Raw genomic sequence first — 16,341 nt, forward strand, 5'->3', positions numbered from 1 at the left:
TTCCTTGATCTTGTATATTCAATGGAATACTCCACGCAGGGAGAACCGGACATTGCGCGGCTCGCCATAGACATTGCCGTAGCTGACGGAACCGACAGATGTGAAATACTGTTTGTCAAACAGGTTGTCGATGTTCAGTGCCGCAGTCCATTGCTTGTTGATGCGGTATTCGACGAATGAACTCCAGACGGCACGCCCGGGCTCCATGAACTGGTAAGGCACGGTCGGGCCATCGAAACCACCCTTGCCATCTTCCCCACCCGTGGGATTCCAGGTATTGACGGAACCACTGCGGTAGAAGCTGCTTTGCAGCCGGACACCACCGCCCAGCGTCCATCGGGACAGGGTGGATGGCAACTGGTATTTCGTCCACCCGGTCAGAATGTGACGTGGGGTGTAGCTGGAGAAAATCTCACCGTTGTCATCACCGAATTCAACCTGGTTGCTGTTGTAGGTGTAGCCCAGGTTGATGTGCCAATTGCGGGTCAGTTGGCCAGCCACATCGAATTCGACTCCCTTGGACTGGTACTTGCCCGATTCGTTGTAGCAGCATTCCTTGCCGGGCACATAGTAGCCCCAGTCGTATCCGGTTCTGACGGCATCGTTGTCGCGTGTCGTATGGAAGAAGGTGATATTGGTGTTGAGCCTCCTGTCCAGCCATTCGCCCTTGACCCCCAGCTCAAAACTCTGTCCCGTGCTGGGATCCAGCTCCCGGAAGCTCGACGACGCAACGTAGTTGCTCTGGTCCACATAGCTGTCGGCCATCGTGTAGTAGGCCGTCCAGCGGTCCGAAATGTCGTACATCAACGCCCAGTATGGCGTGAAGATGCTGCGGTTCCTGTTGGGGGTGATCGGGTCGCTCTGGTTTCGATTGGTGTAGCGGTTATCGCGTTCGGACTCGTAGCTGGCATACCGTCCCCCCAACGCAATCTTGAATGGGCCATAGACCTGGAACCGCCCGTAGGCGTACAGGCCATATTGAGTGGTAGAGCCATCGTAGATGAACCAAGGCTCATAAATTTGCGTCAGCGGATAATCGTCGGGGTTGAAGGCCCGCCAGTCCGTGATGTTGGGAGCGTTGCTGTCGGTCGCATAAACCTGCCCGTCATGCTCCGTCTTCAGGTAATCGGCTCCAGCGACGATGCGATGCTCCCTGTCCAACAAGCGGAAATTTCCCTGGAGATTGAGATCCAGCGCACTGGCCTGGATTTCCTGGTCAAAACCAGTGCCGGAATCCAGTGTGACGCGGGCTTCCTCCCAGGGCGTGGCCGCATAGCTCACATACCAAGGGTGAATGCCATGCGACTCGGACTCTGTCCTGGAAACGGAAAGTTTGGCCTTCCAGTCCACATCGAACTGGTGTTCGAGGGTCGAGAAATAGTTTTTCGATTGGTGGTTGTTGTAGGCATACGAAGGCAGGCCCATGCTGGTGGGAATGGGCAGCGGCGCGCCATTGAATTCGCGTGGGAAACCGGGTGCCCAGCCGGCACCGGCACCATTCGTCCAGTCGCGGCTGAAGCCCGCTGTCAGAAGGGTAGCTGGCCCAAGATTGGCATCAATCACGCCATACAGCATGGACTTTTTCTGATGCGCGTTATCCCAGAACTTCTCGGTATCGTTGCGCGATGCCACCAAACGCCCACGGATAGTCTGGCTCTGGTTGAGTGGAGTGCTGATATCCACCTCCGCCAGATGGTTGCTCCATGAACCTGTGGAAAGATTCGTCTTGAGCTGGAAGTCCTGCAACGGCTTCTTGCGCACCAGATTGACCGTACCGGAAGGTTCGCCACTGCCGGCAAACAGCCCATCCGGCCCCCTGAGAAGCTGGATATTGTCGTATTTCGACATACTGGTGTTGGTCGATTGGTCATACTGGTTCCGATCCTTGGCCAGATTGCCATCGACCAGAATATTGCTCAGCCGGTGCCCGCGCAAATAGTAAGAATCGGCCAATTCACTCTGCCCCGGCACACTGGTGATACCTGGGAGCATCAGCAGGGCATCGTTGAAATGCAATATCTGCTGGTCGTCGAGCTGTTGGCGGGTCAGCACGGAAATCGACCGGGCCACATCGCGCAAAGGCTGTTCGATCTTCGATCCAACCGAAACAGCCTGCACCGTGTAGCTGCCACTGTTCTCGGTTCGCGGGTTCGCGAGAGGGCTTGCCGTCACCCATACTTCCGGCAAGGCACTGGCCACAGCGGCGGCAGGGCTTGTCGGGCTGGCGATCACGCTCACTTCCGGCAACGCCTGCCGTCTGTGCAGCAGATAGCTGCCATCCAACTGCCGCACGGCTTCCAGCCCGGTGCCTGCCAGCGCAGCATCGAGTGCGCTGGCAATACTGTGGCGACCTTGCACACCCAGGCTCTGGGTATCTTGCGCTTCGGCGGATGCACCTGCCAGACGAATGCCCGTTTCCACCGACAGACGGGTCAGCACCGCACTCAACGGCCCGGCGGGTATCTGGTATAGACGGCGGCTCTGCACACTGCCGTCGCTGTGGGACGGCTCCGATATACCTTGTGCCGTGGCATGTGGCATCCAGGCAGTCATACCTGCAACGCCGGCCACGACAAGCATGTGCGAGACCGCGGCAAGATACCGCTTTCGGGCAGTGGCAGGAACAGCCGCACAGACCCTCTGGCGGGCCAAGGTCAGGGTGGGTGGATGAAGCGGCAGGCACTTCAGACGATGGAGAAATGGCATGGTCGGGATTCCTTCTGTGGCAATCAAAAGCAAACAAACCGGGGCCAGAAAACAGCCCCCTCACCATCAGAAACAGCCTGGCCATGCCAACCCGGCAATGGTTTTCTCAGAAAGATGCGGAAAATAGCTTAAAAATCATTTAAACCAATTGATTTTCAACATTAAAAATAAATGTAAAAAATACTTCTTCCAATGTTCAGCTTGGTTCCACACTGACACGCCAAGGCAAGCGGCGACGCAGGTGCAACTTCAGCACCTGGGCAATCATGGCAAGAGCGCGGTCGGTATCGTCCAATGGGAAACTGCCATAAACCCGCAATGTCTCCAACCCTGGGGCCAGCACGATCTGGCCGTGGCGATAGCGGCGCAGTTCGGCAATGACCTCGCCCAATGGCATATCGTGTGCCACCAGTACACCTTGCGTCCATGCCTGGGCACTGGCATCGGTGGTCTGCGTCGCCTCGATGCGTTCGGCGGTAAAGCGCGTGTACTGGCCTGCTCCCAGCATGGCCGTCTGGTGGCCAACCGTATGAATGGCCACGCGGCCATCCAACACGGTCAGTTCGGTGGCTCGCTCATGCAGATGCACACCAAAGCGGGTACCAACGGCCCGCAAGCGGCCATGCGGACTGTCAATCACAAAAGGACGGTTCTGTGCATCGGCAGCGGTTTCCACCAGAATTTCCCCCCGGTACAACACGATGCGCCGCAGCCCGGCACGGTAATCCACATCGATGGCAGTATCGGTGTTCAACCACAGAGTACCTCCGTCGGCAAGGGTAATGCTGCGTCGTTCGCCAATGCCCGTACGCTGCTCCGCCTGCCATGCCATGACGACGGCTGGCACGCGCTCATCCCCCCACACGACCCAGCCCACAGAGCCGACTCCCACCACCGTGGCCATGCCCAGCAACAGGCGGCGGCGCGTGATGGCACGGATACGCTGGCTGGTGGTCTCCAGTTGCTCGGCAGTGTTTTCGGCATTGGGCAGTTGGCGAATCGGCATGAAGCTGCCGGAAATGGCTTGCACCTGTTGCCACGCATGGCGGTGCTGGGGCTGGGCCTGCAACCACTCCTGCCAACGCTGCTGCTGCTGGGCACTGGCGCGGCCATCGCGCAGTTGCGCATACCAGTTTGCGGCCTCAGCCAGTACCGCATCAGTGGAAGCCTCTGCCGATGTGGCAGGGGGCGGAATCGTGCGCCGGGAGCGAATCATGCGAACCAACGCCCTTCAGGTCGGCATACGTGAGAGTTGCTGCACAGTATCGCGTGCTTGCAGCTTCAGGCATGCCAGCATGGCTTGCGCAACATAGTTGCGCACGGTGCGTTCCGAGATTTTCAACCGGGCCGCCACTTCCGCGTCGGTCATCTGGCTGACTTCAGCCAGCAGAAAAGCCTTGGCTACTCTGGGCGGCAAGGAGCGCAACATGGCAGCGACTTCTTCCAATGCCTGAAGGATGATGGCCTGCCGCTCCGCAGACGGGTAATGGTCTGGCGGCAGAGCAGCCAGCGTCTCCTGCCAGGAGCGTTCGACCTCCTGCCGCTGCCACAGATTGATGCACAGACGGCTGGCCGTGGTGCGCAAATAGGCCCGAGCCTCGCCGGTGCTGTGAAAAACCGGCATCGTGTGCACTTTGAGCAGGCGCAGAAAAGTATCATGTGCGAGGTCGGCAGCATCGCACTCATTGTCCAGCCGCCGCAGCAACCACGCATGGAGCCAACGATGGTGGTCACGGTACAGACTGGCAATCGGAGCGTGGGCAGCAGTGGTCATGAAGAAGTGTGATTACGCACCACATCAAATACAAATAATTTTCATTTTATATAAAACCCTGCATACCGGCAGCAAAACACCGCCTCGGCCTCATCGCCAGCCCAGAGGCACACTGGCGCACACAGACTGTCCCAGATACCGCGCGAAAACCCTGACTGCATTGCGGCACAATGACTGCGTACCCGGTCGTTTCCGCATCCCTCGCCCACAATGACCGTTTTTCGCTTTCACCTGAACCAAGGACTGTCACCATGAGCAACGCCGCTATCGCCTCCCTGACCCGCCGCCGCACCCAGTATGCCCTGGGCAAGAACCTGCCGATTTCCGAAACCGAAGTGGAAAAACTGGTGCACGAAGCCGTGCGCCTGGCCCCTTCCTCTTTCAACTCGCAGACCTCCCGCGCCGTGATTCTGTTCGGTGCCGCCAGCGAGAAACTCTGGAACATCGCCCGCGAAACCCTGCGCGCCATCGTGCCCGCCGAGAGCTTCGCTTCCACCGATGCAAAAATGGATTCCTTTGCCGCCGGTGCCGGAACCGTGCTGTTCTTTGAAGACCAGCAGGCCGTGGCCGATCTGCAACAGCAATTCCCGCTGTACGCCGACAACTTCCCGATCTTCTCCGAACAATCGGGCGGCATGGCACAACTGGCTGTCTGGACGGTGCTGGCAGACGCTGGCATCGGTGCCAGTCTGCAACACTACAACCCGCTGATCGATGCAGAAGTCGCCAAGACCTGGGAACTGCCCGAAAGCTGGAAGCTGCGCGCACAACTGCCCTTCGGCTCCAACGAGCAGCCTTTCGGCGAGAAGACTTACATCGACGACGCTGTGCGCTTCAAGACCTTCCGTTGAAGCAAGCATTCGCTGTCACCTGCCTGAGCACCAATCGGGTGGCAGCTCCCACAAGGCACTGCCCCGCTCCATACATTCATGGAAGCGGGGCAGTGCTTTTTTGCACCTGCGGTTTCTCAGCCGGGCTATATTCACAGGCCCGGCTGGTCAGTCCATTTAAGAAAGTGTTTCCGATTTCAGGACAATACTGTTCAATACAGAAAATCCCCCGTCATTCCCGCGAAAGCGGGAATCCAGTAGCAAGGTATCCCATTGAGAAGCAAGGTGTTCTTTGGATACGTCGCCACTGGATTCCGGGTCAAGCCCGGAATGACGGTGCGGCTTGTACGGCATCGCCATAAAATCGTAAACACGTTCTAAGCCCATCCCCCAGTCACGCCCACTGCGTTTTGTTGCCATGAAACGTTTTCGATCGAGTCGAAAGAAAGCCAATGGAATGGCCCTTGATGGCCAGGCGATTGCCTTCCATAGCCATGTGTCGGGTTGGCTTCGATGGCTGGTTGCCGGGTGGTTCGGCCTCATCTCCGGGGTGTTTGTGACGGTGTTTATCGTGCAGTGGCAGCAAATCGATTGGACGAATCGACCCCATTTTCATGAGCTGCTGCTTGCTATCTTGTTCTTTCTCATTTTCCCGCTATCGATTGGGATGCTGGCTCTTTACTACGCGCTGTTTGCGAAGTCCATCGAGTTGCGGCTGGATCCAGGCACGGGAGAGGCCGTTCTGAAACGCAAGGGCCTCAATGGCGAGCAGACAACGCACTATCCACTGGGCGCGGTCGAGATTGCCACGATTCGATTGAAGGCGGAAAACCCTGCCTACGATGAACCGGAAGTCGCACTGCAAATGCCGGATGGCATCAAGGTGGAACTGATCTGTTTCGCAGACGATGGGCAGGCCAAGGCATGGATCGCCCGGATTCGCCGGGTCATCTCGGCACAGGCCGACAACCCGGACGGAAGTTCTCTATCCGCCCGAAGACCCCACCCCTGATTATTCCCCCTGCTGGCGCAGGCGGGCGTACTCCTGGTGTTCGAAGGCGATATAGGCTTCCATCATGCTGCGGTAGATGGCTTCGATGACATCGGGGTTGCCGCCTTCGGCCTGGGCGCGTTCGCGCACGCGGGCGACGATGAATTCGATGCGGTCTTCGTCGCGCACCTGGTGTTCGCTGTCCTTGATGCGGGCGGCCTGGGTCATGTAGCCGCCGCGCTCGACCAGCAGTGGCACGAGGATGTCGTCCAGCGCGTCGATGTGGCGGCGCACGTCTGCCATGCTGGCGCAGTGGGCGGTTTTTTCAATGGCGGGGCGTTGTTCGTTCGTTTGGCTCATTCCAGTCCCTCCTCGACCAGTTCGGCGGCACGCAGTACCGCGCGTGCCTTGTGTTCGGTTTCGCGCCATTCCATTTCCGGCACGGAATCGGCCACCACTCCGGCAGCGGCCTGCACATACAGGGTCTGGTTCTTGATGACCCCGGTGCGGATGGCAATGGCCACGTCCATGCCACCTGTATAGCTCAGGTAGCCACAGGCTCCACCGTAGATGCCGCGCTTGACCGGCTCCAGTTGGTCGATCAGTTCCATCGCATGCACCTTGGGCGCGCCCGTGAGCGTGCCCGCCGGAAAGGTGGCCTTGAGCACGTCCATGCTGCTCATGCCCGGCAGCAGCGTGCCTTCCACGTTGCTGACAATGTGCATGACGTGGCTGTAACGCTCCACCACGAAGGCTTCGGTGACTTTGACGCTGCCGATTTCGGCAATGCGGCCAATGTCGTTGCGCGCCAGGTCGATCAGCATGACGTGTTCGGCCCGTTCCTTGGGGTCATGAATCAGCTCCTGCTCGGCGGCCTGATCCTGCTCCGGTGTCTGACCACGCGGGCGTGTGCCGGCCAGTGGGCGGATGGTGATTTTCTCGCCCGCATCGGTCTGTTCCTGCCGCACCAGAATTTCCGGGCTGGAGCCGACGACGTGGAAGTCACTGCCCGCCTCGTCCGCACCGCTGAAGTTGTAGAAGTACATGTACGGGCTGGGGTTGAGCGAACGCAGGGCGCGGTACAGCGACAGCGGGCTGTGCGCAAACGGCTTCTGGATGCGCTGGCCCACCTGTACCTGCATGAAATCGCCCGCAAAAATCAGTTCCTGGGCACGCTCCACCGATTGCAGGTAGTCGGCCTTGGCAAAGGTGCGCACGGCGGGCTGCGGGGTGCTGGCCGATACGGCAGGCACTTGCACGGGCTGGCGCAGACGCTCGCGCAATGCTTGCAGGCGTTGCTGCGCGGCTGTGTAAGCCTGGGGCTGGGCCGGGTCGGCATAGACCATCAGGTGCAGTTTGCCGCTGAGGTTGTCGATGACGGCCAGTTCGTCGGTGTGCAGCAGCAGGATGTCGGGCAGGTGCAGGTCATCGGGCGGGCAGGTGTGCTCCAGCTTTTTCTCGATGTGGCGCACGGTGTCGTAGCCGAAGTATCCGGCCAGACCGCCTGCAAAGCGCGGCATGTCGGGGGCGGTGGCGACGCGGAAGCGTTGCCGGTAGGCGGCAATGAAGTCCAGCGGATTGCCGCTGGCGGTTTCCACCACTGTGCCATCGGTGACGACTTCGGTGCGTGCCTCGGATCCGAAGCCCCGTGCCCGCAGCCAGGTACGCGCGGGCAGGCCGATGAAGCTGTAGCGGCCAAAGCGTTCACCGCCCACCACCGATTCCAGCAGGAAGCTGTTGCGGCCACCGTGGTCGGCATGGGCGAGCTTGAGGTAGAGGGACAGCGGAGTTTCCAGATCGGCAAACGCCTGCGCGGTCAGGGGAATACGGTTGTAGCCTTCGGCGGCCAGGCGATCAAATTCCTGTTGGCTTGTCACGGGAATGTCTTTCTTGAGGGGCAAAACACCAGCAAGGGAGAGTGTGGGGGTTTGCAGTTTATCCGGCTGGGCCTGCCGCATCGGGCACGATGCCCACGGCAAGACCGCAAAGAGTGGGAGAACACATGTCAGCAGGCTGGCTTGCGCCAAAGCCAGGCTCCTTGACCGGCAACGCGGTCTGCGACGATGAATGCGCTTGGGATAAACATCCGCATAGTTTAGCAAAAACCTTTGTCGGCTCCTGCCACGGCGAAGCAAAAGGCCACCACGGCTTGTACGGGCAGCGTACCATGAGGGCCTGTGCAGGATGCGACAAAGGAGCGGTACATGGCAGATTTACCGATGGCACTGGACGAGCTGCTGCGACTGGCCATCGCGCTGGGCATTGGCCTGCTGGTCGGGGCGGAACGGGGCTGGCGCGAGCGCGAGGCCGAAGACCCGCGCCAGAGCGGCGGCATTCGCACCTTCGGGATTGCCGCGCTGCTGGGCGGGTTGGCCATGCTGATGGGGCAACACCTGGGCGCGCTGGCCTGGGCGGTGCTGTTGCTGGTGGTGGGTCTGTTCACGGTGGTAGCCTATGTGGTGCACTGGCGGCACACCGGCGATGCAGGCACAACCACCGAACTGGCCCTGCTGGTCACCTTCGTGCTGGGCAGTCTCTCGGTGGCGGGAATGCCACTGCTGGCGGCCGCCTGCGGCGTGGTGCTGGCACTGGTGCTGAGCCTGAAGGAACGTTTGCACAGGGCCCTGCAACGCATGAGCCGGGATGAGTTGTCGGGCACGTTCAAGCTGCTGTTCATCTCGCTGGTGGTGCTGCCGGTGCTGCCCAATCAGGGCTATGGGCCGTGGCAGGTGCTCAACCCCTACAGCATCTGGTGGATGGTGGTGCTGATTGCCGCTCTGGGCTTTGCCGCGTATGTGGCGATCCGGCTGACAGGCACGCGCTACGGGCTGCTGCTCACTGCGGTGCTGGGCAGCGTGGTCTCGTCCACCGCCGTCACCCTGACGCTGGCCAAGCTGGGCAAGGAACGCGCCCTGCACCCGCTGCTGGCCAGCGGCCTGCTGCTGGCCTCGGGCCTGATGTTCGTGCGGGTGCTGCTGGAAGTGGGCGTGCTCAACCCGACCCTGCTGACCACACTGCTTGGCCCCTTGCTGGTGTGCATGGGCGTGTACTTGGGCGGCGCGCTGTATTTCTGGTGGCGGGCACAACAGCAGGCAGAGGCCACCACCGCCACGGCCGCCACCCCGCTCTCCAACCCCTTCGAGCTGGGGCCTGCCCTGCGCTTTGCCGGGTTGCTGGCCCTGATTCTGCTGCTGGTGCAAGCCGGGCGCGTGTATCTGGGCGATGCCGGGGTGTATGTGGTGGCGGTGCTGGCGGGCCTGACCGATGTGGATGCCATCACCCTGTCGCTCTCGCGCAGTGCCCTGCACGAGCTGGATGCCCGCGTGGCCACGCACGGTATCTTCCTCGCAGTGGTCAGCAACAGCCTGGTCAAGCTGGCCCTGATCGGCATCGTCGGTGGCCGCCAATTGCTGCTGGCCACGCTGCCCGTGGGGCTGGCCGGACTGGGAGCCGGTCTGCTGTGGATGCTGCTGGGATAACTGCCTGGGCAAGCCCCACCCGTTTTGCACGAACATGGCAGAATGGCCGCTCCATCGGCAGGCCTGTAAGAACCTGTTCTAAGGAAGGTCTGCAAAACCCTTGCGGTAAGCACGCGCCCGCCAGTGGGATGCAGCGCAAGGCGGATTCTGCGGTCAATAGCGGGGCTATTGACCGCAGAATCCAACGCGGCGATGCGCCTAGTGGCGGGATGCGGGCGGCGCAACGGGTTTTGCAGACCTTCCCTAACACCCATACCCCATGAGCATCAGCCACTACATCAAGGAAATCGGGCGCGGCAGGGACGGTGCGCGTGCGCTTGATCGCCTGCACGCGGCCGACCTGTTCGGTCGGGTGCTCGACCGGCGCGTGAGCGATCTGGAAATCGGTGCCTTCTGCGTGGCCATGCGCATCAAGGGCGAAACCGCCGAAGAAATGGCCGGTTTCATCGATGCCACGCGCGAACGCATGACGCTGGTTCCCGCCGCTCCCACTGGCCGCCCCACCGTGGTACTGCCCAGCTACAACGGTGCGCGCAAGTTTCCGGTGCTGACCCCGTTGCTGGCGCAATGTCTGGTGAATGCCGGTTGCCGCGTCATCGTCCACGGCATGGGCACACAAGAGCCTGGCCGTGTCACCTCTGCCCAGGTGTTGCAGGCCATGCAAGTGCCGATGCTGGAGTCGGTGGCCGACGTGCAGGACGAGCACATCAATTACCTGCCCATCGCCATGCTCTCGCCCGCATTGCACCGCCTGCTGGAGGTGCGCTACACCGTGGGCCTGCGCAATTCGGCCCACAGTCTGGTCAAGATCATCAACCCCTGTGCCACACGCGCACTGGTGGTCGGCAGCTACACCCACGCCGAATACCTGCACGCCATGAATCTGATTTACCGCGAGATCGCCGCCGACGCACTGCTGCTGCGTGGCATCGAAGGCGAATCCGTGGCCGATGGCCGCCGCGTGCAGGCCATCGATGCCTACATCGGCGGCCTGCACCAGCGTTTGCAGGAGGCACAGACCGGGCGCATCACGCAAGTGCCCGACTGGCCCCAGGATGTCTCGGCCCCCAGCACCGCCCGCTACATTCAGGCCGTGCTGGCCGGAGATTCTCCCCTGCCCGACCCCATTCAACGGCAAGTCGTGCACATTCAGCACGCGCTGCGGTTGATGCAGGGTGTTTAGTGCCAGTCAGGGAATGGATTGGCAAAGGCCCGCTTCCAGCCCTGCGGCCCCTGGGCCATTTCTGCATCGGTCAGCAGGCAGGCATCCAGCTTCTGGCGCAGTGCCGCTTCGTCCATGTTCATGCCGATGAGCACAATTTCCTGCCGCGCATCGCCCACCGACGCATCCCACTTCTCCTCGATCAGACGCAATGCCTCAGCATCCTGCGGCCAGTGCTCGCGGGGAACTGCCACCCACCAGTAACCGGCCATGCCGTGCCGCGCCACCGCACCCGCCTGCGACCACGAGCCAACATGGTGCGGGTCGCTGGCCAGCCAGAAGAAGCCCTTGGAACGCACCACGCCCGGCCATTCCTGCTGCACCCAGTCGTAAAAACGCTGCGGATGGAAAGGCCGACGCGCCCGATAGACAAAACTGCCGATGCCATATTCCTCGGTTTCCGGCGTGTGCGTGCCGCGCAACTCCTGCAACCAGCCTGGTGCCTGGGCGGCAGCCTCGAAATCGAACAGGCCGGTGTCCAGCACCCACTCCAGCGGCACTTTCCCGAAGCGGGCATGTTCGATGCGGGCACGCGGGTTCAGCCCCCTCAAGATGCCTTCCAGCCGTTGCAGCTCCCCAGGGCCGACCAGATCGGTCTTGTTGAGCACGATCACATCACAGAATTCGACCTGCTCCACCAGCAGATCAACCACGGTGCGGGCATCCTCCTCGCCCAGCGACTCGCCGCGTGCCTGAAGGCTGTCGCGGGTGCTGTAGTCGCACAGAAAATTCAGCGCGTCCACCACCGTCACCATCGTGTCCAGACGCGCCACATCGCCCAGGCTGCGGCCGGTTTCGTCGGCGAAGGTGAAGGTCTCGGCCACCGGCAGGGGTTCGGAAATCCCCGTGGACTCGATCACCAGTTGATCGAAGCGGCCCTCCTGTGCCAGCCGGCTCACTTCCAGCAGCAGGTCTTCGCGCAGTGTGCAGCAGATGCAGCCATTGCTCATCTCCACCAGTTTTTCATCGGTGCGCGAGAGTTCCGCCCCGCCCTGGCGTACCAGATCGGCATCGATATTCACGTCCGACATGTCATTGACGATCACCGCAACGCGGCGACCCTCGCGGTTGTTCAGAATGTGATTGAGCAGCGTGGTCTTGCCCGCTCCCAGAAAGCCCGACAGTACCGTGACAGGCAGGCGGGCGGTGTGCAGATTCATCGTGTGTGGCATGGTCGTTTTGGCCTTCAAATGAGATCATGGTATCAAGAGTGTCAAGCCCCTCGATGGCCACTTTTTCATCTGCCCATGCCTGCGCCTGCACCGGCGCGCCTGAAAATCGCATTCAGCCCAGCGATTGCAGGGCCAGCCGGATGCCGTCGCTCACACCCGTGCCTTCCGGCAGCCCCTTGAGGGCAGCCGTGGCCTCCTTCTCCGAGTAGCCCAGGGCCATCAGGGCCTGCGCAATATCGTTGTGCGCCTGGCTCGCCACCGTGGCCACCGGCAGGGCATCGGCAATCTTGCCCTTGAGTTCCAGCAGCAGGCGTTCGGCGGTCTTCTTGCCGATGCCGGGCACCTTGATGAGGCGGCCACTTTCCTGCAAGGCCACCGCCGATGCCAGATCGTTCACATTCATGCCGCTGAGAATGCCCAGCGCGGTGCGCGGCCCCACGCCGGTAATCTTCACCAGCTCACGGAAAGCCGCACGCTCCTCCAGCGTGCCGAAGCCATAGAGCAGTTGCGCATCCTCGCGCACGATAAACTGCGTCCACAGGCTTGTTTTCTGGCCCTCCGGCGGCAAGTGATAGAAGGTGTTCATGGACACCTGCACCTCATAGCCCACACCGTGGCAGTCCAGCAGCACCTGGGGCGGGGCTTTCTCCAGCACAAGCCCTGTCAATTTGCCTATCATTGCCATTCTTCCCTTCTGAAAACCAGGTTTCCCGTGGGCACCCTGCCCACGCGCCACCGCAACCATCGGCGATTATCTGCGTGATTCTGCACCACACCTTCCAACCCCCGAACAACCAGCGTCTGGCCCATCTGTGCGGCCCGGCCGACCAGCACCTGCGCAGCATCGAAGTGGCCACGCAGACGCGCATCAGCCGTCGGCAGGAGCACTTCAAGGTCGAAGGCACCAGGGCCGGAGCCACCCGCGCCATGGAAGTGCTGCAAGCCCTCTACGAAATCGCCGGGCGCGACATCTCGGCCGAACACCTGCACCTGATGCTGGCCAGCAGCACCGCACTGGATGAAGAAGCCGACGGCAGCGCGCGCCTCTCCACCCGGCGCAGCGACCTGCGCGCACGCACGCCCAACCAGACCGTGTACCTGCAAAACATTGCCGAGCACGACATCACCTTCGGCATCGGCCCGGCGGGCACGGGCAAGACCTACCTGGCCGTGGCCTGCGCGGTCGATGCGCTGGAGCGCAACGCCGTGCAGCGCATCGTGCTCACCCGCCCCGCCGTCGAAGCGGGCGAACGGCTGGGCTTCCTGCCCGGCGACCTGACCCAGAAAGTCGATCCCTACCTGCGCCCGCTCTACGATGCCCTCTACGAACTGATGGGCTTCGACCGCGTGCAGAAAGCCTTCGAGCGCAACGCACTGGAGATCGCACCGCTGGCCTTCATGCGTGGGCGCACCCTCAACAACGCCTTCGTCATCCTGGACGAAGCGCAGAACACCACGCCGGAACAGATGAAAATGTTCCTCACCCGCATCGGCTTTGGCGCGAAGGCCGTGATTACCGGCGACACCAGCCAGATCGACCTGCCCAAAGGCACACGCAGCGGCCTGCTCGATGCCCGCCACATACTCAAGCGCGTCCAGGGCATTGCCTTCACCGAATTTCACAGCGGCGACGTGGTACGCCACCCGCTGGTGGCACGCATCGTCGATGCCTACGATGCCCACACCCCTCCGCATCCAGACCGCGCCGCATGAACGCGACCGCCTGCCCCACCCACCACTCACTCACACCACCCGAAAAGAACCCGTCATGGCCATGCCCGCTCTGAGCCTGTCGCTGCAATTCTCCACCCTGACCGATGCCGCCACGCACCGCGCCGCCCTGCCCCGGCACCAGGTGGCCCGCTGGATTCGCCACGCGCTGGAGCGCGATGCCGAAATCACCGTGCGCATCGTCGATACCGAAGAAGGCCACCAGCTCAACCACCAGTTCCGCCACAAGGACTACGCCACCAACGTGCTGACCTTCGACTACAGCACCGAACCCGTGGTCATGGCCGATCTGGTGCTGTGCGCCCCGGTGATTGCCCGCGAAGCGCAGGAACAGCACAAATCCCTGCAAGCCCACTACGCCCACATGCTGGTACACGGCACCCTGCACGCCCAGGGCTGGGACCACGAAACCAGCGAAGCCGACGCCCAGGAAATGGAAGCGCGGGAAATTCAGATTCTGGCGGGATTGGGGTTTGACAACCCCTATGAATGAGCGTTGGCGACCAGCAAATCCCCATTGATCTCGGCAATGTTCTTCACGCTGGTCAGCGTCATGGCCACGCGGATTTCCTTTTCCAGCAGTTCCAGCAGGTGGGTGACTCCGGCTTCTCCGGCGGCGGCGAGTGCGTAGATGTAGGCGCGGCCGATCATGGCGGCATCGGCTCCCAGTGCGATCATGCGCACCACGTCCAGGCCGCTGCGGATGCCGGAGTCGGCCAGAATCTTGATCTGCCCCTTCACGGCATCGGCAATGGCGGGCATGGCGCGTGCCGATGACAGCACGCCGTCGAGCTGGCGGCCACCGTGGTTGGAGACGATGATGCCATCGGCCCCGAAGCGCACGGCATCGCGCGCATCATCGGCATCGAGAATGCCTTTGATGAGCATCGGGCCTTGCCAGAAGTCCCGAATCCATTCCAGGTCTTTCCATGAGATGGATGGGTCGAAGTTCGCGCCCAGGTAGCCCATGTAGTCGGCCAGTCCGGTCGGTTTGCCCAGGTAGCGCGAGATGTTGCCCAGGTCGTGCGGTTTGCCACACAGGCCCACGTCCCAGGCCCATTGCGGGTGCGTCACGGCTTGCAGGTAGCGGCGCAGGGCGGCATGGGGGCCACTCATGCCGGAGTGGGCATCACGGTAGCGTGCGCCGGGCACGGGCATGTCCACGGTGAACACCAGCGTGGAGCAGCCTGCCGCCTGGGCGCGTTCCAGCGCGTTGCGCATGAAGCCACGATCCTTGAGCACATAGAGCTGGAACCACATGGGGCGTTGGATGCGCGGTGCAACTTCCTCAATGGGGCACACCGACACGCTGGACATGCAGAACGGGATGCCTTTGTGATCGGCGGCGCGGGCGGCCTGCACTTCGCCCCGGCGGGCATACATGCCGGTCAGCCCCACCGGCGACAGGGCCACCGGGATGGCAAGTTTTTCCCCGAACAGGTCGATGCTGGTGTCGAGCTGGCTCATGTCGCGCAGAACGCGCTGGCGCAGGGCAATGTCGGAGAGGTCATCCACATTGCGCCGCAGGGTGTGTTCGGCATACGCGCCGCCGTCGATGTAGTGGAACAGGAAGGGCGGCAGGCGTTTTTGGGCTGCGGCGCGGTAATCGGTTGAAGACGAAATAATCATGGGGAAGGGTCCTTGGAATGTTCCACGGATAAGAGAGAAGAAGATGCCGTGGCCGTGACCAGGCGGCGCGCGCGGTCTTGCCGTGCCGCATCCTCGTCGGCCTGGCGCAGTCGGCTGCGCACGTACAGCAAGTGGTCGCCTATGACTTCGCGCGCGCCTTCGGCATCGCCGTCCAGAATAGCCTGCATGATGGCGTGGTGCTGCTGGGTGAGCGGTTCGAGCGTCTGCGGGGATTCGTGCACGAACATGCTGCGGCGGTTCTGCGTCACGGTGTTGAGCATCAGATCGAACAGGCTTTGCATGACCTGCACCAGCACGAGGTTATGCGAGGCCTGCGCAATGGCCAGATGGAATTGCGCATCGGCGCGGGCGGATTTATCGGCATCGCGGCTTTGCTGGTGCTGCACCATGGTGTCGAAGCAGCGGCGAATCTGCTCCTTGTCGGCCAGCGTGGCGCGTTGCGCGGCGTACCAGGCGGTGCTGGATTCCAGGGCCTGGCGCGCCTCCAGCACGTCATAGCGGTACTGCGGGTCGGCCAGCATCAGGGCGGCCAGCGGATCGACTGCCTGCTGCGCCCACATGCCTGCATGGGCTTGCAGATAGGTGCCCGCGCCTGCCCGACTGACCAGCAGGCCCTGCGCCGAGAGCTTCTGGATCGCTGCCCGCAGGGATACCCGCGAAACCCCCAGTTCGCCCGAGAGCACCCGTTCGGCAGGCAGACGCTGCCCCGGTTGCAGGCCACGGGATTGAATCAGGCTCAGGAGCTTCTGGGCCACTTGGTCGGAAAGGCGCATGGCAATGTGTCGT

The 16,341-nt window shown here is 61.9% G+C and carries 17 protein-coding genes; 7 read left to right on the plus strand and 10 right to left on the minus strand.

Annotated features, from left to right (window positions below; all coding sequences use genetic code 11):
• Nucleotides 1-18: 18 nt before the first annotated feature.
• A complete protein-coding gene (locus tag BUE21_RS00470; RefSeq protein ID WP_073353312.1) occupies nt 19-2,553 on the minus strand; it encodes a TonB-dependent siderophore receptor in 2,535 nt (844 codons plus the stop codon).
• A 110-nt stretch (nt 2,554-2,663) separates the two neighbouring features.
• Here BUE21_RS00470 and BUE21_RS14630 point away from each other — a divergent pair, with 110 nt between their 5' ends.
• On the plus strand, nt 2,664-2,849 hold the full coding sequence (locus BUE21_RS14630) for a hypothetical protein (protein ID WP_159435776.1): 186 nt from the start codon (nt 2,664-2,666) through the stop codon (nt 2,847-2,849).
• Nucleotides 2,850-2,902: 53 nt separating this feature from the next.
• Here BUE21_RS14630 and BUE21_RS00475 read toward each other — a convergent pair whose 3' ends face one another.
• Nucleotides 2,903-3,922 (minus strand): FecR domain-containing protein, encoded by a 1,020-nt coding sequence (locus BUE21_RS00475; RefSeq protein ID WP_073353313.1) that lies wholly within the window; start codon nt 3,920-3,922, stop codon nt 2,903-2,905.
• Between the two features lie 15 nt (nt 3,923-3,937).
• Complete coding sequence (locus BUE21_RS00480) at nt 3,938-4,480, minus strand: sigma-70 family RNA polymerase sigma factor (protein ID WP_073353315.1); 543 nt, start codon at nt 4,478-4,480, stop codon at nt 3,938-3,940.
• Nucleotides 4,481-4,731: 251 nt separating this feature from the next.
• Here BUE21_RS00480 and BUE21_RS00485 point away from each other — a divergent pair, with 251 nt between their 5' ends.
• Nucleotides 4,732-5,331, plus strand: a complete 600-nt coding sequence (locus BUE21_RS00485; RefSeq protein ID WP_073353317.1) for a nitroreductase family protein — start codon at nt 4,732-4,734, stop codon at nt 5,329-5,331.
• A 156-nt stretch (nt 5,332-5,487) separates the two neighbouring features.
• Here the strand turns inward: BUE21_RS00485 and BUE21_RS14300 are convergent, their stop codons facing one another.
• Complete coding sequence (locus BUE21_RS14300; RefSeq protein ID WP_143164348.1) at nt 5,488-5,730, minus strand: hypothetical protein; 243 nt, start codon at nt 5,728-5,730, stop codon at nt 5,488-5,490.
• Here BUE21_RS14300 and BUE21_RS00490 point away from each other — a divergent pair.
• The gene (locus tag BUE21_RS00490; RefSeq protein WP_143164349.1) at nt 5,729-6,322 is read left to right on the plus strand and encodes a hypothetical protein; all 594 of its coding nucleotides are present in this window, start codon (nt 5,729-5,731) and stop codon (nt 6,320-6,322) included. The two genes, BUE21_RS14300 and BUE21_RS00490, sit on opposite strands and share 2 nt — an antisense overlap.
• Here the strand turns inward: BUE21_RS00490 and BUE21_RS00495 are convergent, their stop codons facing one another.
• Nucleotides 6,323-6,661 carry a chorismate mutase gene (locus BUE21_RS00495; RefSeq protein WP_073353322.1) on the minus strand — a complete coding sequence of 113 codons (339 nt, stop codon included), beginning with the start codon at nt 6,659-6,661 and terminating at the stop codon, nt 6,323-6,325. It lies immediately after the preceding gene.
• Nucleotides 6,658-8,178, minus strand: a complete 1,521-nt coding sequence (gene trpE / locus BUE21_RS00500; RefSeq protein ID WP_073353528.1) for an anthranilate synthase component I — start codon at nt 8,176-8,178, stop codon at nt 6,658-6,660. Before trpE ends, BUE21_RS00495 begins: the two co-directional genes overlap by 4 nt.
• A 327-nt stretch (nt 8,179-8,505) precedes the next feature.
• On the opposite strand from trpE, the gene BUE21_RS00505 reads away from it, so the two are divergent.
• Together BUE21_RS00505 and ybiB are read left to right on the plus strand one after the other, a co-directional pair.
• Nucleotides 8,506-9,780, plus strand: coding sequence for an MgtC/SapB family protein (locus BUE21_RS00505; protein ID WP_200796665.1), 1,275 nt, complete (start codon nt 8,506-8,508; stop codon nt 9,778-9,780).
• Nucleotides 9,781-10,039: 259 nt separating this feature from the next.
• On the plus strand, nt 10,040-10,963 hold the full coding sequence (ybiB, locus tag BUE21_RS00510; RefSeq protein WP_073353326.1) for a DNA-binding protein YbiB: 924 nt from the start codon (nt 10,040-10,042) through the stop codon (nt 10,961-10,963).
• On the opposite strand, the gene zigA is transcribed toward ybiB, so the two are convergent.
• Both zigA and ruvA read right to left on the minus strand, forming a co-directional pair.
• On the minus strand, nt 10,960-12,162 hold the full coding sequence (gene zigA, locus BUE21_RS00515) for a zinc metallochaperone GTPase ZigA (RefSeq protein ID WP_084522586.1): 1,203 nt from the start codon (nt 12,160-12,162) through the stop codon (nt 10,960-10,962). The two genes, ybiB and zigA, sit on opposite strands and share 4 nt — an antisense overlap.
• Nucleotides 12,163-12,286: 124 nt before the next feature.
• Entirely contained in the window at nt 12,287-12,853 is a 567-nt protein-coding gene (ruvA, locus tag BUE21_RS00520; protein ID WP_073353331.1) for a Holliday junction branch migration protein RuvA, read from the minus strand.
• An 80-nt stretch (nt 12,854-12,933) separates the two neighbouring features.
• Here ruvA and BUE21_RS00525 point away from each other — a divergent pair, with 80 nt between their 5' ends.
• Together BUE21_RS00525 and ybeY are read left to right on the plus strand one after the other, a co-directional pair.
• On the plus strand, nt 12,934-13,887 hold the full coding sequence (locus BUE21_RS00525) for a PhoH family protein (protein ID WP_073353530.1): 954 nt from the start codon (nt 12,934-12,936) through the stop codon (nt 13,885-13,887).
• Nucleotides 13,888-13,942: 55 nt separating this feature from the next.
• Complete coding sequence (gene ybeY / locus BUE21_RS00530) at nt 13,943-14,398, plus strand: rRNA maturation RNase YbeY (protein WP_073353533.1); 456 nt, start codon at nt 13,943-13,945, stop codon at nt 14,396-14,398.
• Here ybeY and lldD read toward each other — a convergent pair.
• Together lldD and lldR are read right to left on the minus strand one after the other, a co-directional pair.
• A complete protein-coding gene (lldD, locus tag BUE21_RS00535) occupies nt 14,389-15,534 on the minus strand; it encodes an FMN-dependent L-lactate dehydrogenase LldD (protein WP_073353333.1) in 1,146 nt (381 codons plus the stop codon). The genes ybeY and lldD overlap by 10 nt on opposite strands.
• Entirely contained in the window at nt 15,531-16,328 is a 798-nt protein-coding gene (lldR, locus tag BUE21_RS00540; protein ID WP_073353335.1) for a transcriptional regulator LldR, read from the minus strand. Before lldR ends, lldD begins: the two co-directional genes overlap by 4 nt.
• Nucleotides 16,329-16,341: the final 13 nt, after the last annotated feature.

Origin of the sequence: Lampropedia hyalina DSM 16112 (assembly GCF_900129055.1) — a bacterium.
GTDB classification, from domain to species: Bacteria; Pseudomonadota; Gammaproteobacteria; order Burkholderiales; family Burkholderiaceae_C; genus Lampropedia; species Lampropedia hyalina.

Excerpts from the sequence above, each read along its gene's own strand:
- BUE21_RS00470 (WP_073353312.1), bottom strand. The coding sequence starts at position 2,553 with ATGACTGCCTGGATGCCACATGCCACGGCACAAGGTATATCGGAGCCG.
- BUE21_RS00475 (WP_073353313.1), bottom strand. The coding sequence starts at position 3,922 with ATGATTCGCTCCCGGCGCACGATTCCGCCCCCTGCCACATCGGCAGAG.
- BUE21_RS00480 (WP_073353315.1), bottom strand. The coding sequence starts at position 4,480 with ATGACCACTGCTGCCCACGCTCCGATTGCCAGTCTGTACCGTGACCAC.
- BUE21_RS00485 (WP_073353317.1), top strand. The coding sequence starts at position 4,732 with ATGAGCAACGCCGCTATCGCCTCCCTGACCCGCCGCCGCACCCAGTAT.
- BUE21_RS00490 (WP_143164349.1), top strand. The coding sequence starts at position 5,729 with ATGAAACGTTTTCGATCGAGTCGAAAGAAAGCCAATGGAATGGCCCTT.
- BUE21_RS14300 (WP_143164348.1), bottom strand. The coding sequence starts at position 5,730 with ATGGCAACAAAACGCAGTGGGCGTGACTGGGGGATGGGCTTAGAACGT.
- BUE21_RS00495 (WP_073353322.1), bottom strand. The coding sequence starts at position 6,661 with ATGAGCCAAACGAACGAACAACGCCCCGCCATTGAAAAAACCGCCCAC.
- BUE21_RS00505 (WP_200796665.1), top strand. The coding sequence starts at position 8,506 with ATGGCAGATTTACCGATGGCACTGGACGAGCTGCTGCGACTGGCCATC.
- ybiB (WP_073353326.1), top strand. The coding sequence starts at position 10,040 with ATGAGCATCAGCCACTACATCAAGGAAATCGGGCGCGGCAGGGACGGT.
- zigA (WP_084522586.1), bottom strand. The coding sequence starts at position 12,162 with ATGAATCTGCACACCGCCCGCCTGCCTGTCACGGTACTGTCGGGCTTT.
- ruvA (WP_073353331.1), bottom strand. The coding sequence starts at position 12,853 with ATGATAGGCAAATTGACAGGGCTTGTGCTGGAGAAAGCCCCGCCCCAG.
- ybeY (WP_073353533.1), top strand. The coding sequence starts at position 13,943 with ATGGCCATGCCCGCTCTGAGCCTGTCGCTGCAATTCTCCACCCTGACC.
- lldD (WP_073353333.1), bottom strand. The coding sequence starts at position 15,534 with ATGATTATTTCGTCTTCAACCGATTACCGCGCCGCAGCCCAAAAACGC.
- lldR (WP_073353335.1), bottom strand. The coding sequence starts at position 16,328 with ATGCGCCTTTCCGACCAAGTGGCCCAGAAGCTCCTGAGCCTGATTCAA.